The organism is Bacteroides ndongoniae (genome assembly GCF_900108345.1).
GTDB lineage: Bacteria > Bacteroidota > Bacteroidia > Bacteroidales > Bacteroidaceae > Bacteroides > Bacteroides ndongoniae.
Map to the genome: position 1 here is coordinate 595,561 of NZ_FNVV01000012.1, position 16,112 is coordinate 611,672.

A 16,112-nucleotide genomic window follows, 5' to 3' on the forward strand; every position below is an offset into this window, starting at 1 on the left:
TCAAAAAACATTATTTGTCATACTATGAATAAAGCCAAACAATTAGCGGGTGTGTGCCTTTTGACTTTACTGCCCGCCCTTTCTGTACAAGGCCAGCAAACTCAGCGCCCGGACGGCTGGTACCATGTCCGTGAAGGACGTGCGGACAGCCTTGATGCCGCCCCTTTCATTACTTTGGAAGACATTGCCGCACTCGAACTGGATACCGATGCTTACGGCAAGCACGTAATAACAGGCAAGGTGCGCGAAGAGAAGCGGAAACACTGGACGGACGAGACTGCAAAGGCCATTGGACGCCGCATTGCTTTTGTCTGGCAGGACAGTGTGCTGACCGCGCCGCGTGTCAACGCACGTATCGAAAGCGGTCGCTTCCAGATAAGCAGCCGGAACGATTGGGAATTGCCCGCCGTTTACCGACTGATGATGGAGACAAAAGGCCCCAATGAAACAGACATGCACCGTGAGGACAGTCTGCGCCGCGTGCACAGCCAAAAATTATGGGACGAGGCAAGGCAATATAAAGCCAGCATGACAGATACGACTTTTCTGGACACCCGCGGCTCGATGTCGTTGAAGGCTATTGATGCTTGGAGTGGCGACGGCTTCAACGAGAATTACGCTTTCAACCAGACGGTCTACTTGGCCGCACTGGAGCGGGCACAAAAGCGTCTATGCGTGGCCGACGGCCGGCTGGAGCCTACCTTCTGCTCAGCCGAGGACCTATACATCAGTCAGGGATTGTACGACTTCATTATGGAAACGCTGACCCAATGGAATCGGATGCTGGAGTCAGGCGGCTGGGAGATTGTAGAGCAGGAAGGTGTGTATGCCGTGATGCCGAAGAAGAAGTAAACAGAGAAGTGTTCTATGCTAGCTTCTAATCTCGTTTAATATCCGTATTTATAGTAGAGTTTATATCGAATAATTGATTAAAGCGTTCTTTGATTTATCTTTGTGGTCTAAAAAGTTCAATAGATGTATTACGACAAGATTCGCCACCGTCATAGCCAAGTGCTTGCTGCGACAGGATTAACTCCTGTTGAGTTTGACGCCTTACTAATAACTTTCAAGTACCATTGGATGAACATTACAGCCATTTTACCTTGGAAGGTAAAGTGCGTTAACGTATATCTTACAACAGAAAGACCAGTGTGTTGCCTTTGATTCAGGACAAACTGTTTTTCATATTGGTATATTTGAAGACCAATCCCCTTCAGGAATTCCATGCCATTCAGTTTGAGATGACCCAACCCCAAGCCAATAGATGGATTCACCTTCTTTCTGAGATTCTCCGGCATACATTGTAAACGCTTGGTGAATTGCCGGACCGCAACTCCAAACGTCTGATCCACATTCTTTAAGGATGCGAAGAAGTCTTGTTGGACGGAACAGAGCGACCTATTCAAAGCCCTTTGGATGAAGACAGGCAGTCTGCATGCTATAGTGGTAAAAACTCATAGCATAAAGAATAACCTATTATATACCAACAATCTTAGGATTGTATGGCTGAGCTCCACATACGAAGGTCATGTCTATGACGAAAAGGTTTGTGATGAAGAGCTTCTTCTACTCCCCAAAGGTATTAGGCTCTGGCAAGATACAGGTTTCATCGGACACAGACCGGATGGAGTTGAAATATGCATGCCCAAAAAGAAACCTAAAAGGAAAGAGCTTACTAGTGTTGAAAAACAAGAGAACAAGAGGATTTCCGGAACCAGGATTAAAGTGGAACATGCCATGGGTAGTATGAAAAAATGCCGTATTGTCAAAGAACGATTTAGATGCCATAAATTCGGTTTCGAAGATATGGTGATTCTTATTGCTTGTGGATTACACAACTTCAGAATCAGTCATAAAATGAGTCATATAACAAATTAATCCATATAATGTCTAATATAATTTAATTTTTTTTATTCATTGAACAGAAAGCATCCGTCAAATGGATAATATTTTCCCCTACATTATATTTTATATTCCTATTTTTGTGCAATTAAACAAGAATAGAACAAAAATTAAATCAATCATTTATTATGAAGAACGTTATCATTTCAACGAGCCACATGGCTAAAAGCATTATGCTTCTGGCCATGCTACTTTTAACTTGCAGTGCATGGGGACAACAAAATTGGCTGCCGAATCATCCCCGTCTATTATTTACCGGAGCCGAGACTTCCGAAGTGAAAGAATTAATAAAGAACGAGCCATTAGCCGGTGAATTGGCATTATATCTGAAAGCAGAAGCTGATTCCATAGCAGAAGCACCACAATTGCCATACGAAATGGATAAATATGGTAATATGTTGTGGACTTCACGTGCTTATGTCTATCGGTTGGGTACTTTATCATTAGCCTACCGCATCTATGGTGAAGATAAATATTTAAAAGCGGCCAATGATGCTATCTTGTGGGTGTGTAACTTCCCTGACTGGGACCCGAAACACTACCTTGATACAGCCGAAATGACCACAGCCGTAGCCATTGCCTACGACTGGCTTTTTGCTGAACTTCCACAGGCTACAAAACAGCTGGTCAAAGCGAGTATCTACAAAAATGCGATTCACCGGGTGCTGCGCGAATACGAAAAAGGAGGACCGGGCAGTTGGGCAAAGCGCGAAACCAACTGGAACGTGGTATGTAACACCGGTATGGTATTGGGTGCATTGGCTGTAGCCGAAGACTATCCTCAAGAAACCGATGTCATTTTAGAAAATGCCGCCAAATATATGCCCTATTGCTTGAAACTTTTTGCTCCCGACGGTGTATGTTACGAAGGACCCGCCTATTGGGGATACACCAACCGCTACCTTTCCATGTATTTGAAAGCGGTAACAGACAATGGAGGTGATAAGGGAGGCATTGCCCAATTGCCGGGTATCAACTGTACAGCCCTTTACCAGATACGCACACTCACCCCATCAGGACATCCGTTCTATTTCGGCAATGCAGGTATCGGACATGAGTCTTTTGGCGGTCCTGCCTATTTTCTGTATGGTAAAATGTTCCATCAGCCCGAAGTATCCGCCTGGAATAGAAACGAAGTGGCTAAAGCACTGCATGGTGTCAGAATGTTCGACCAACTTTTCTTTCTCTCCTTACCTTGGTTTGACAACACTCCTACCGGTAAAACAAGCACTGTACCTGCCATGGAAGTGTATCACAACAAGATTAATGACATTGTGGTGTTCAACGGTGACCGCAACAAAAAGGGTTCTATCTATTTAGTAGCCAAAGGTGGTCTACCCAATCAGGCACATCAGCAAATGGATTGCGGCACATTCATTGTAGAAAGTGACGGTGTGCTTTGGACAGAAGATCTCGGTGCCGATGACTACGACTTGCCCGGTTTTTGGGATGGGAAACCCGGTGGCCAGCGTTGGAAATACTTCCGCAACAACAATTTCTCGCACAATGTTATCAACATAGACCATAGCCTGCAATATGCCAATGGCCATGCTTTTGTCTGCGAGGAGCATCCCGAAGCCAAGCAGCCTTCCGTCAAACTGAACTTATGTGAAGTATACAAAGAAAAAGCAAAAAGTGTTTATCGCATATTCACGCTACTAAACAATTATACCATAGAAGTGGAAGATGAAGTAAGCCTACTTGATGCCGGGTCAAAGGTGTCATGGGTAGCCGGCACTAAAGCCAATGTAGAAGTGAACGGAAACAAAGCTCACTTTATGCGCAATGGCAAACATTTCTATATGCAGATAATTGCTCCTGCCGGTGCAGTGTTCAAGACTTATCCGGCCAAGAATACTTATAAAGGAGAAAAACCTATCGAAGGTATCACAATGCTTGAAGCCGAATGTTCATTCAAAGGAACAGATGGTAAGGTGACGATACGGATGAGCAGCAAAGAAATCTAACCATAAATAGACATTATACAGAATAAGGTTTAAGGGAACTGTAAATCAGTGTACCTGTACCTTATTCTATATAAACTCTAGTTAAAGATATATGATGGAAATGAAACAGATACTTAATGACTGGCAAGGACTGTTCCCAACCTTATCGCCGTACACAGCCTCTACTTTGTACATGAGGGCCGATTTCGTTCTGATAGGGCTCAGGCTTGAGAAGGTCATGTCTGATGCCTATCGGGTTGTTTTGGAATGCCTGCCGCTGTGGGAACAGGAAAAAATCAGAATGAAGGTACCTGTTTTTTCATGGGAGCTTTATGACAAGAAAGGTATGCAGTTCTTCATCAAGACTTCATTGCACGAATATCTGTTCCCAACAGCCGCCGAGTGTGCCAAAGAACAGTTTGGCATGCTCTTGAAAGACAATATTCTGTCGGGCGACCTGTGTGAATGCATTCGGAAAGCTTCTTTAGCGTTTGCAACCCAACACAATCCCACGAACTGGCATCGCATTTTTGCATTCAAACTGGCGTTGGCCTCTTATTTGAATGACGCCCGTTTCCTTGCAGAAGTAAAGCAGGAAATAGAAAAGGAAATCAGGCATTGGGATTCGGACCGCTTCTCCGCACTGTTCTTAAAGTCCAAGGAAGAGTGGAAAGCCGACTTATACCGGCAGTTTGAAAACAGAGAAGTGCTACTCGAACGTATTCATGCAAACATGGATGACAAGAAAATAGCCAGACTGAAATCGTCTCATATCTCGTTGTAGCCGAGCGGGGTGCCATAAACCCTCAACATAGGTTGAGATTTTTAGTGCGTTGTTGGACGAACCGGCCGAATTTTATATTTTTGCATAGCATATTACAAACCTAAAAGCCAAAGATTATGAAAACAACCTATTTATTGAGAATGCTTTTTGCATTTCTTTGTATCGTCGCTTTGACAGGATGCAGCGATGAAGAGAGTAATCCGCTCCGCTTCGACCTCTCTACCGATACGGACAACACCGTAGATGTCTGTTTCCCCCGCTCTGAAGAAGACGGGAGCGCAGGCTCCGTCACCATTCTGGGTGGCGGTGGTAACTATACTGCGCAGTGCGACAATGACGCTGTCCTGAAAATCGACATGAAACATTCCAATGCGTTCGTTCTCTATCCGCAGGATTGGGGAGAAGCACACGTCACCGTGACCGACGGTACGGGTGCATCCATTGTACTGAAAGTAAATGTTTTCCAGGCAAAACAGACGCTGGTTATCGGAGGTATGGATGTCCTTATTACTGGAGGTGAAGAACTGACGGACGAACAGAAAGCCGGACTCCGCGAGGAAGCCTTGGCCACTATTCCAGTAAAAAAGGCAGGTGGAGGCTACCGGATGGTGTCTGACAATCCTCAGGATCCATACAGCGGTACGCTCAGTTTCTATCCCACGGAGATGGACAAAGAGGAAGAAATGGTGAAGGGTACCTTCATCGTCAACTCCGACCGCAGTGAGGAGAATCCGTGGTACTACCGCTTTCTGTTGGAAGAGAAAGAATACACACTGATATTGTTGCCTTATAAGAACGAGAAGGGAGTGACAAGAGACTACTTGATTCCTACTATGGCCCTGTTTGAAGATGTGACCGAACAGATTCCGACGTCCTATCCAGGCGTGAAGGTGTTTACGCAGCAGGTTGTCAAGGTAGACTGATAAGATGAGGCTTTAAGATGTGTAGTGCAACGGCACTACGGAATGTATAAAAACGAAAAGAGGTTGCACGCTGATGTGCAACCTCTTTTCTTATATTAGAGTTATTTGCGTGACAGATGTTACCTCACGATGCCTTTCGAATTGCCAATGAAGTCGATGATATTGCGTATCTCGTCGCTCATGGGCACCTGGTCTTCAATCTTCTGCAAGGCATCCTGAATGCTGAAGTTACCTTGGTATACCAGTCGGTATGCATTCATGATGTGGCGCAGGATGCGATCTGTGACCTGATTCTTGTGTTGCAGTACCATGGCGTTCACTCCGTGGTATTCGGCAGGATTTCCGGCCATGATGATGTAGGGAGGCACGTCTTTGGAAATGCGGCAACCGCTTTGTACCAGCGACCAGCTTCCTATGTGGCAGTTTTGCTGCAACAGTACGTTGCTGCTTAAGATTACGTAACTATCGATGCAACAGTCGCCTGCTACTGTGGTTTTAATGCCCAGTACGCAATGGTTGGCAATTTTCACATCGTGACACAGGTGTACACCATCCATCAGATAGTTTTCGTTGCCTATCTGTGTGTATTGTCCTTCGTGCGTTCCTCGGCTGATGACTACATTCTCGCGAATATCGTTTTTGTCGCCGATAACGAGCAATGTATGCTCACCTGTATAATGGAAGTCTTGCGGTTCACTTCCTAATACGGCACCGTGGTGCACTTTGTTACCTTTCCCCATGCGGGTACCGCTCAAAATACGTGCGCCGGACATGATGATGCTGTCATCGCCGATTTCTACATCTGCTTCGATATAGGCAAACGGTTGTACGGTTACGTTTTTACCGATTTTGGCGGCAGGGTCTACATAAGCTAATGGACTAATCATAATATTAGGTTTTTAATTACTGTTCTCTTCCTCCACCCAAAGCCTGGTACAAGCTGATGACAGCCTGCATGCGGCTGAATGTATCGCTTACCTCGGAAAGCTGTGCGCTGAGGTAGGATTGCTGAGCAGACAACACTTCCAGATAAGTTGACGTGCCTAAGTTAAACAATTCTTTTGTATAATCGGCTGCATTCTTGGCAGAATTTACTTCCATGTTGCGTGCTTCTACCTTTTGGCTGCATGCCTGATACTGGCCGAGCGCATTGCTTACCTCGTTTCCGGCATTGAGCAGGGTGGTCTGGAACTGGATCTGTGCTTCTTCCTGTTGGGCTTTGGCAATTTTCAGTTTGGCGATGTTAGCACCATTCTGGAAGATAGGCTGTGTGAGCGAAGCCACGGCACTAGCCAATAATTTGGCCGGATTGACAATGGCTGCACCGGCACTGTTGGTCCAACCGGCCGAACCGCTGAGGGTAATGCGCGGATAGAAGTTGGAGCGTGCTACGTTGGTATTGTAATAAGCCGATGCCAAAGCTTGTTCGGCTGCTTTTACGTCAGGACGGTTAGAAAGCAGTTGCAGAGGAATGCCAGCTGAGAAATCGCTGGGAAGCTGCTGCTCTTCCAGTATACCGCGTTCGATGGCGTGTGCTGGTTCGCCCAGTAACAGGCAGAGAGAGTTTTCGATCTCGCGGATGCTGGTACGGATGTCAGGCAATGAAGCCTGCACTTGTGCGTATGCAGCGCGGCTTTGCTCTACAGCAGCTTCTGTCGTATTATAGATACCGGATTCCTTCATGGCTTCCATCGTTTCGGTATTCTTTTTCAGAATCTCGGCTGTTCCTTCGGTTATTTCCAGCTGACGGTCGAGCATCAGCAGGGTGTAGTACAGATTGGCCGTGTTGGCGATGAGCTGTACACGGGTGTTCTGTTCGTAGGCTTTGGTTTGTTCCAAAGTGGCTTGTGCCTGACGTTTCAGATTCAGAAGTTGTCCGAACAGGTCAATCTGCCAGCTGGCAGTTACGGGCAGCGAATAGGTCTGTGTGGCTTTGCCTTTGTCCCAACTGCTGACTGTTCCTTGAGGCGAAAGAGTCAATGCCGGGATAAATGCCAGTTTAGAAGCCAGTAACGGAGCCTGAGCTTCTTTAACTTTCAAGGCTGCAGTGCGGATATCGGGGCTACTGGTCAGTGCTTGTTCGATGAGGGCTTGCAGTTTCGGGTCGGTGAAAACTTCCCTCCAGGGCAGATTCCCGAAATTGGCTGTATCGGCGACGAGCGTATCGCCACCGGCTACGGTGTCGCGATAGAGCCCTGCTGTCGTGATGTCTTCGGGTCTGTCGTATGATTTGTAGATGTGACAACTGCTTAACAGGGCAGTGGCACACATCAAAGTTATGATTTGTTTCTTCATAAATGCTATTTTAATGAAGAATGTAGAATGAGCATGTCTGGATGCTCATTCTGCATTCTTGCCTGTTTGGATATTATTTGGTGTACTGTTCTATCTCAGGTTCTGCATCGGAGTTGTCCACGTCTTCCCATTCCATCGGTTTGAATTTCTCTTGCAGATATTGGAAAGCTACGAACAGGGCAGGTACGATGAAGATCTGCAGGATCATACCGATCAACATACCACCGATGGCCGATGTTCCGAGTGTACGGTTACCGTTGGCGCCGGCACCCGAAGCAAACATCAGCGGGAGCAGACCGACGATCATGGCCATTGACGTCATCAAGATAGGACGCAGACGGGCGGCGGCACCCAGTACGGCTGCCCATGTGATACTCATACCCATCTTACGGCGGTCAAGTGCGAACTCAACGATCAGGATGGCATTCTTGGCCAACAGACCCATCAACATGATCAAGGCAATCTGCATGTAAATGTCGTTGGACATAGAGCCGATAATCATCTTCAAGGCAGGGATGCTGCCGATGGCACTGGCTCCGTTGACGAAGAGGAAGCTTCCCAACAGACCGAACGGGATTGAGAGCAATACGGACAGCGGCAGAATGTAGCTTTCGTATTGTGCACTCAGCAACAGGTATACGAAGACGAAGCACAGTACAAAGATAAGGCCGGTTGTACTACCACTGGTTTCTGCCTCCTCACGCGCCATACCTCCTAATTCGTAACCGAAACCGGCAGGCAGATTTTGCTGAGCTACTTCGGCAATGGCTTGCAGCGCTTGACCTGAAGTGTAGCCGGAAGCAGGAGCTACCATGACTTTCATAGAAGTATACAGGTTGAATCGGCTGATAACATCCGGACCGTAAACTTTCTCGATAGAAACAAACTGGGTAATAGGAGCCATCTCATTGCCGTTGCGCACCTTGATACTTTGCAGTGACTCCAGGTTCTTGGTTGCGTCGGGTTCTGCCTGTACCATGACACGATACATCTTACCAAAACTGTTGAAGTTGGATGCATACATACCTCCATAATATCCTTGTAGCGTAGTAAGAATGGTGCTTGGACTAAGGCCTGCTTTCTTACAAGCAGCTGCATCAATATTCAGCAGGTACTGCGGGAAGTTCGGGTTGAAGCTGGTACGTGCAGAGTTGATTTCCGGACGTTTTTCCAATTCGGCTGTATAAGCGTTGACCACGTCGAAGAAGTGGTTCAGGTCACCACCCGTCTTATCCTGCATGTTAAGCTCGATATCGCTAGATGCTGAGTAACCCGGAATCATAGGCGGAGCGAAGAACAATACCTGTGCTTCTTTGATCACTTTTTGAGCACGCATGAAGAGGGTTGCATAAACAATATTGGAGTTCTGCATCGTAGAGCGTTCTTCCCAGTTTTTCAGTTTGATGATGACCGAACCGTACGAAGGGCCTTGGCCACCGATGAAGCTAAAGCCGGAAATAATAGTACGCGATTGTACGGCAGGATCGGAAGCTACGAGGCTGTCTACACGATTCAGAATTTCCTGGGCACGTTCTTGTGAGGTTCCGGGAGGTAAGGTCACGGCACCCATGATGGTACCGGTATCTTCATTGGGCACCATACCTGTAGGCGTTGTCTGCATAAAGACAACCAGCAGGGCAATAGAAGCTACTACAATGCTTCCCGATAACCATTTCTTCTGGATGAATTTCAGCACTTGCTTTTTGTACTTGCCAAGAAGTGAGTTATAGGAATCATTAAAGGAGTTCTTGAACTTGTCGGTTGTCATACCGGCCAAAGCCAGAATACTGATGACAATCATCACAACGCAGAGCACCGGATGATTCTCGAAACTGAATAGGCCGAAGATCATACCGATAATGGCGATGATAGTGAACAGCAATGTTATGCCCGGACGCATCAGACGACCCAAAGAGTCGGCATAGCGTGCAATGAAGATTTTACGGGCTTCCTTGGTGGCAGTGCCAACACGCTCTTTAAGAGGAGCGTTGGTGTTGTGGGGTTTCAGGAAGATGGCACACAGGGCAGGACTCAGTGTCAAGGCGTTCAATGCGGAGAAACCGATGGCAATGGCCATGGTAAGACCGAACTGGCGGTAGAATGTACCGGCTGTACCACCCATGAAGCTTACAGGGACGAATACGGACATCATCACCAATGTAATAGAGACGATGGCGCCGCCCAATTCGTGCATGGCGTCGATAGAAGCTGCTCTGGCCGATTTGTAACCTTGGTCAAGCTTGGCATGGACACCTTCGACAACCACAATGGCATCATCGACCACAATGGCGATGGCGAGCACCATAGCCGAAAGGGTCAGCAAGTTGATACTGAATCCGATAAGCTTCAGTACGAAGAATGTGGCGATCAAAGCTACCGGGATTGCAATGGCCGGAATCAGGGTAGAACGCATGTCCTGCAGGAAGATGTAAACCACAATGAACACAAGGATGAATGCCTCGATCAAAGTCTTTACTACCTCGTGAATAGATGCGAAGAGGAAGTCGTTGGCACTCTGTGCAATGTTGATCTTCAAGCCGGCAGGCAATTGGGTTGCGTAGTCATCGAGCAATGCTTCAATGTCGCTGATGGTTTGGGTTGCATTGGTTCCTGCCATCTGGTAAACGATACAGCTGACAGCCTTGTGACCGTTTACTGTATTATTGAAGCTGTAGGTCATACGTCCCAGTTCGATACGGGCAATGTCCTTCAGACGCAAAACTTCACCGTTTTCGAGTGCTTTGATAACAATATCCTCGAATTCGCTGGTTTGTTGCAGACGACCTTTATAGCGCAGTGTGTATTGGAAAGTTTGTTTTCCACGTTCACCCAACTGTCCGGGAGCTGCTTCGATGTTTTGTTCGCCTAGTGCTGCTACTACGTCATTGGGGATCAGTTTGTACTGAGCCATGATGTCTGGTTTCAGCCAGATACGCATAGAGTAGTCCACACCCATCACGTTGGCATCACCTACACCGGTAACACGTTTTACCTCAGGAATAAGGTTGATGTTGGCGTAGTTCTCAATGAACTCAATGTTGTATTGGTCTTTCTCGTCGTAGAGTGAGAAGATCATCAACATAGAGGTCTGTCTCTTCTGGGTGGTTACACCGACTTTGGTTACTTCGGCCGGCAACAGTCCTTGTGCCATGGACACACGGTTCTGTACGTTTACGGCTGCCATATCGGGGTCAGTACCTTGCTTGAAGTAGATGGAGATATCAGCCGAACCGCTGTTGGAGGCGTTCGAAGTCATGTACATCATGTTTTCTACACCATTGATCTGGTCTTCCAGCGGGGCAATAACAGAGTTCAATACGGTCTGTGCATTGGCACCGGTATAGGTGGCACGTACGGATACCGTAGGCGGTGCAATGTCTGGATATTGCGTAATAGGCAATGTTGCCAGACCAATAAAGCCCAGGATTACTATCAGGATGGAGATAACCGTCGATAGTACAGGGCGGTTTATAAATCTATCTAGTTTCATTGTTTCTTCTTTTATTGTTTGGTTGACGGGCTTTCGGCTTTGAGGCGAATTGGCTAACACAAATAGGGGAAGAGAGGATATCTATTGTCCTTTTCGCGATAGGTTAGCCTGTTATACTTGTCAACTCATTAACTTGTTATTTGAATGCAGTCTGTATGTTACCTTCTTTCTGGTCTTTCAGCGCCTTTTGGTATTCGGCTTCTTTGTCGGCTGGGGTAATCGGAGTTACTGCCTGTCCGTCTTTCAGCGACTGTACGCCTTCTATGGCTATTTTGTCGCCCTTCTTAAGACCTTCGGTTACATAGAAATACTTGCCGTCGTCCAAAGTGAAGACTTTGATTTCGGTATTTTTCAGTGTATTGTCTGCCTGGAGTACAAAAACAAATCGCTTGTCCTGGATTTCGGTTGTAGCCGACTGAGGAATCATAATAACGTCGTGTAACGGATTGGGGAAGACAACGTTACCTGTACCACCACTGCGCAGAATATTGTGCTTGTTGGGGAAGAGGGCACGCATGTTTACTGAACCGGTAGTCTGGTCGATGACACCGCTGATTGTTTCCACACGTCCGCTGTCGGCATACATAGTTCCGTCGATAAGTTGCAGCTGAACATCAGGCATCTTGTCGAGGATTTCTTTCATGGTGCCTCCTTCGCGTATCATTGACAGCAACTGACGCTCGGTCATTGAGAAGTAGGCGTACATTTCGGAAATGTCGGCCACAGTGGTAAGTGGGGTAGCAATGGAAGCGCTAACCAAACTACCTACACGGTAAGGAATGGTACCTACTACACCGTCGCTGGGGCTGGTAACCTGAGTATACGACAGGTTATTCTTGGCATTGATGAGCTGAGCTTCGGCTTGTGCCAGTGTGGCTTTAGCTTGTGCCAACTGGTTCTCGGACATTTTCAGGTCATAGTCGCTGATGATCTGTTTTTTGTTCAGTTCTCTCTTGTTGGCAGTAGTCAGTTCTTGGGTACTTAAGGCTGCTTTGGCAGTTTCTACGGTTGCTTTGGCAGTCTGTACGGCAGCTTGGTATTGTACGGGATCGATAGTGAACAATACTTGTCCTTTGCGTACGACGGCACCTTCATCTACGTGTAATTTGGTAATGAAACCGCTTACCATTGGGCGGATTTCTACGTCTTGTTTACCCTTGATTGTAGCAGGGTAACTGTTTGTCAGGTTCGCAGTAGTGGTATTTACCTCCATGACTGCAATTTCGGGGGCACTGCCCGTATTTTTGTTGCCTTGTCCGCAACTGCTTAGCAGTGCCAGGCAACATACCAATAATCCTAATCTACTCTTCATACTCTTTATATTCTCTTATGTGATATTATATTGTCATTGATTTGCCAAAGCTTGTGTGTGTTCTTGCCCATATATAGGGCTTCCATATGAAAACTAAATACCTCTAATTAGTTTTTTGTGTGCAAATTTATTCTTTTCTTGTTGTATAAGGTATGAATACTTTGCTTTTTTAACTATATTTCATATATATATGCGGAGCAAAGGAGGTTTTTTGTTTAAAATACTGTAAAGTATACAGCTAATTAATAGATAACCTTTATTTTTGCAGCATGTTAAATTGCAATCGTTATAATAGTAGGATGAAATCGTTTTTTCGGCGATTAGGAGTGGCTGCAGTTATAGGAGCTGCACTTTATTCTTGTGCGAGTATCGGACGTTTGGAAGGAGGTCCTTATGATGAAGATCCTCCCCGTTTTGTGTCGGCTTCGCCCAAGCCGGGAGCATTGCATAACACCAAGAAGAAGATAGCCATTGAGTTCGATGAATATATCACGCTGGAAAAGCCGAATGAAAAGATTGTTATCTCTCCGCCACAGGTGCAGCAGCCCGAAATTAAGGCCAGCAGCAAGCGCGTGTTGGTGAGCTTGCAGGATACACTGAAAAAAGATGTAACATATACCATAGATTTTGGCGACGCCATTCAGGACAACAACGAAGGCAATCCCCTAGAGTCGTTTACCTATACGTTTTCGACAGGTGCGGTATTGGATACGATGGTCATATCCGGTACGTTGCTCAATGCCGAGAACTTGGAGCCTGTTAAGGGTATGTTGGTCGGCCTGCATGCTAACCTTGCCGATTCGGCGTTTACAGCTTTGCCATTCGACCGTGTGGGACTGACGGACAGCCGCGGACGCTTTTCCATTAGGGGAGTTGCTGCCGGCCAATACCGCATTTACGCTTTGCAGGATGCCGATCAGAATTATTATTATTCCCAGCCTACTGAAGCGATTGCTTTCAATGATTCGCTGGTTATTCCTTCTTCGGAAATACGTTTGCGTCACGATACGGTGTGGGTCGACTCGCTGACGATAGATACTATTATCGACCGGAATTATACGCATTATCTGCCGGATGACGTGATGCTGCGTTGCTTTAAGGAAAAGCGTTTCTCACAGCGTCTGGCTCGTAGCGAACGTCTTACTCCCAAGGAATTCTCGCTTTACTTTACGGCTCCGGCCGATAGCTTGCCGGTATTGAAGGGCTTGAATTTTGATGAAAAAGATGCTTTTGTCATCGAACAGACAACGGGACGTAACGATACGTTGCACTATTGGATTAAGGATTCGCTGATTTATCAGATTGATACATTGAAGATGAGTCTTTCTTATCTCTATACCGATTCGCTGAAGCAGCTGGTACCGCGGACCGATACCCTGAAGCTGGTGTCGAAACAGCGTCCCAAGAGTGAGAAGGAACTGGAAAAAGAACGGAAAGAGCGCGAAAAAGAGTTGGAGAAGAAGCGTAAACGGGGAGATAAAGACACCATCCAGGTTAATTTCCTGCCAGTTGACGTATATGCTCCCTCGCCTATGGATATATACGATTACATTACGTTGACTTTCCAGGAACCATTGAGCAGTATAAACGATACGGCTATCCATTTGCGGCAACAGGTCGACTCGCTGTGGACAGACCTGCCTTTCGAGTTGGTGAAAGATTCGCTTGACCAGAAAATATATAATGTATTGCCCGGCAAAGACTGGGAATTCGACGGAAGTTATTCTTTTGAAGTCGATTCAATGGCTTTCCATGGCCTGTACGGGCTTTTCACTGATAAAATAAAAAAGGACTTTAAGGTGAAAAAGCAGGAAGATTACGGAGCCATATTCTTTAATGTTTCGGGCGCCGATTCCCTGGCTTTCGTAGATTTGCTTGACGAACAGGACAAGGTGGTGCGTTCGGTTCCGGTGGTTGATGGGAAAGCAGACTTTTATTTCCTGAATCCGGGCAAATACGGAGCACGTCTGATCAATGACAGGAATGGTGACGGTGTATGGACGGAAGGCGATTATGCTGCTAAACGTCAGCCGGAAGAAGTGTTCTATTATTGGCAAGTTATCGAACTGAAGGCTAATTTCGAATTGACCCAAACATGGAATGTAAAAGACAGACCATTGGACAAGCAGAAGCCTGATGTACTTAAAAAACAGAAACCAGATGAAGACAAAAAGAAAAAAAATAACCGCAACAGTAACAGCAGCAATTACTAACAAAGGACGGCTGTGGATGCTGTTGGTGATAGGGTGGCTATGCACGACGGTTGCCATGCCGCTCCGGGCACAGTGTCCTGCCGAAAACAAAGCTTTCAAATCGGGTGAACAGGTTGTGTACGACTTGTATTTCAACTGGAAGTTTATCTGGAAAAAGGTAGGTCTGGCCAGCCTGACGACAAATTCGACTACCTTTAATCACGCTCCGGCTTATCGGATGAACCTGTTATCGACAGGTAGCAAGCAGACCGATTTCTTCTTCAAGATGCGTGATACGCTGACCTGTTACATTACGGATCGTATGGAACCGCTTTATTTCCGTAAGGCAGCCGAAGAAGGTAAGCGTTATACGGTGGACGAGGCGTGGTTCTCTTACAAGGACGGAGTGTCCTATGTAAAGCAACGTCGTACTTACCGGGATGGTACAAAGTATGAGATGGAATATAACGATTCGCGTTGTATCTTCGATATGCTGAGTATTTTGGCTCAGGCACGTTCGTACGATCCGCGCGACTATAAAGTAGGCGATAAGATACTCTTTCCGATGGCTACCGGGCGCAGAGTCGAGGAACAGACTTTGATTTATCGGGGCAAAGAGAATGTGAAAGCCAATAATGATACGACGTATCGCTGTCTGGTGTTTTCCTTTGTCGAGTATAAGAAAGGAAAAGAGCAGGAAGTCATCACCTTCTTTATTTCCGACGATGACAACCATTTGCCCATCCGGTTGGATATGTACCTGAATTTCGGTTCGGCCAAAGCTTTCTTCAAGAGTGTAAGAGGCAACCGTTATCCGATGACTTCGATAGTTACAGAGTAAACGGGAGGGTATCGCCCTTCCGGAACACGCTCGATTCGAAAGTCGCTATCAGTTTGCCTTCCTGATTGGTTACGTCTATCTGGTAATAGCCGGTTGTACGGCCTATGTAGCGTTCGCGTGCTTCGGCATACAGAGTGTCGCCGGGTCCGCTGCTGCGCAGGAAGGTGATGTTGGACGAGAGTGAGAACGCCAGCGTGCCGTGCGAATTGGCAGCTGCTGCCAGAGCCAGGTCTGCCAGTGTGAAGATGGCTCCTCCCTGGGTACGGTTTCCTGCATTCAGGTGGTCGGCTGTGATGGTCAGGCATGCTTTGGCATATCCTTCTTTTACTTCCAGCAGTTCTACTCCAGCATTTCTGGCAAACAGGTCATTCTTAAAGAAATCTTGTGCAGTCATATTTTTGTGGTTATTTAGTTCAAATTGTTCCGT

General features: G+C 46.6%; 13 protein-coding genes. 7 read left to right on the top strand and 6 right to left on the bottom strand.

Features of this window, described 5'->3' with window-relative positions; all coding sequences use genetic code 11:
• Nucleotides 1-24: 24 nt before the first annotated feature.
• Complete coding sequence (locus tag BQ5591_RS02595; protein ID WP_071148322.1) at nt 25-852, top strand: SecDF P1 head subdomain-containing protein; 828 nt, start codon at nt 25-27, stop codon at nt 850-852.
• A gap of 149 nt (nt 853-1,001) precedes the next feature.
• Here BQ5591_RS02595 and BQ5591_RS22265 read toward each other — a convergent pair whose 3' ends face one another.
• Complete coding sequence (locus BQ5591_RS22265) at nt 1,002-1,352, bottom strand: hypothetical protein (RefSeq protein WP_449374825.1); 351 nt, start codon at nt 1,350-1,352, stop codon at nt 1,002-1,004.
• 64 nt (nt 1,353-1,416) lie between these two features.
• On the opposite strand from BQ5591_RS22265, the gene BQ5591_RS02605 reads away from it, so the two are divergent.
• From BQ5591_RS02605 to BQ5591_RS02620, 4 genes are all read left to right on the top strand, one after another.
• Nucleotides 1,417-1,878, top strand: coding sequence for a transposase family protein (locus BQ5591_RS02605; protein ID WP_071148324.1), 462 nt, complete (start codon nt 1,417-1,419; stop codon nt 1,876-1,878).
• A 152-nt stretch (nt 1,879-2,030) separates the two neighbouring features.
• A complete protein-coding gene (locus BQ5591_RS02610) occupies nt 2,031-3,869 on the top strand; it encodes a heparinase II/III domain-containing protein (RefSeq protein ID WP_071148325.1) in 1,839 nt (612 codons plus the stop codon).
• 91 nt (nt 3,870-3,960) lie between these two features.
• The gene (locus tag BQ5591_RS02615; RefSeq protein ID WP_071148326.1) at nt 3,961-4,632 is read left to right on the top strand and encodes a hypothetical protein; all 672 of its coding nucleotides are present in this window, start codon (nt 3,961-3,963) and stop codon (nt 4,630-4,632) included.
• 116 nt (nt 4,633-4,748) lie between these two features.
• The gene (locus BQ5591_RS02620; protein WP_159434420.1) at nt 4,749-5,555 is read left to right on the top strand and encodes a hypothetical protein; all 807 of its coding nucleotides are present in this window, start codon (nt 4,749-4,751) and stop codon (nt 5,553-5,555) included.
• A gap of 119 nt (nt 5,556-5,674) precedes the next feature.
• Here BQ5591_RS02620 and lpxA read toward each other — a convergent pair whose 3' ends face one another.
• The 4 genes from lpxA to BQ5591_RS02640 form a co-directional block, all read right to left on the bottom strand.
• The gene (gene lpxA / locus BQ5591_RS02625; RefSeq protein WP_071148328.1) at nt 5,675-6,442 is read right to left on the bottom strand and encodes an acyl-ACP--UDP-N-acetylglucosamine O-acyltransferase; all 768 of its coding nucleotides are present in this window, start codon (nt 6,440-6,442) and stop codon (nt 5,675-5,677) included.
• Nucleotides 6,443-6,458: 16 nt separating this feature from the next.
• Nucleotides 6,459-7,850 (bottom strand): TolC family protein, encoded by a 1,392-nt coding sequence (locus BQ5591_RS02630; protein WP_071148329.1) that lies wholly within the window; start codon nt 7,848-7,850, stop codon nt 6,459-6,461.
• 73 nt (nt 7,851-7,923) lie between these two features.
• Nucleotides 7,924-11,340, bottom strand: coding sequence for an efflux RND transporter permease subunit (locus tag BQ5591_RS02635; protein WP_071148330.1), 3,417 nt, complete (start codon nt 11,338-11,340; stop codon nt 7,924-7,926).
• A gap of 136 nt (nt 11,341-11,476) precedes the next feature.
• Entirely contained in the window at nt 11,477-12,652 is a 1,176-nt protein-coding gene (locus BQ5591_RS02640) for an efflux RND transporter periplasmic adaptor subunit (RefSeq protein WP_071148331.1), read from the bottom strand.
• 299 nt (nt 12,653-12,951) lie between these two features.
• On the opposite strand from BQ5591_RS02640, the gene BQ5591_RS02645 reads away from it, so the two are divergent.
• Both BQ5591_RS02645 and BQ5591_RS02650 read left to right on the top strand, forming a co-directional pair.
• Entirely contained in the window at nt 12,952-14,865 is a 1,914-nt protein-coding gene (locus BQ5591_RS02645; protein WP_071148332.1) for an Ig-like domain-containing domain, read from the top strand.
• Nucleotides 14,813-15,685 (top strand): DUF3108 domain-containing protein, encoded by an 873-nt coding sequence (locus tag BQ5591_RS02650; RefSeq protein ID WP_071148333.1) that lies wholly within the window; start codon nt 14,813-14,815, stop codon nt 15,683-15,685. Before BQ5591_RS02645 ends, BQ5591_RS02650 begins: the two co-directional genes overlap by 53 nt.
• On the opposite strand, the gene BQ5591_RS02655 is transcribed toward BQ5591_RS02650, so the two are convergent.
• Entirely contained in the window at nt 15,675-16,079 is a 405-nt protein-coding gene (locus tag BQ5591_RS02655) for a PaaI family thioesterase (protein WP_022164169.1), read from the bottom strand. The two genes, BQ5591_RS02650 and BQ5591_RS02655, sit on opposite strands and share 11 nt — an antisense overlap.
• Nucleotides 16,080-16,112: the final 33 nt, after the last annotated feature.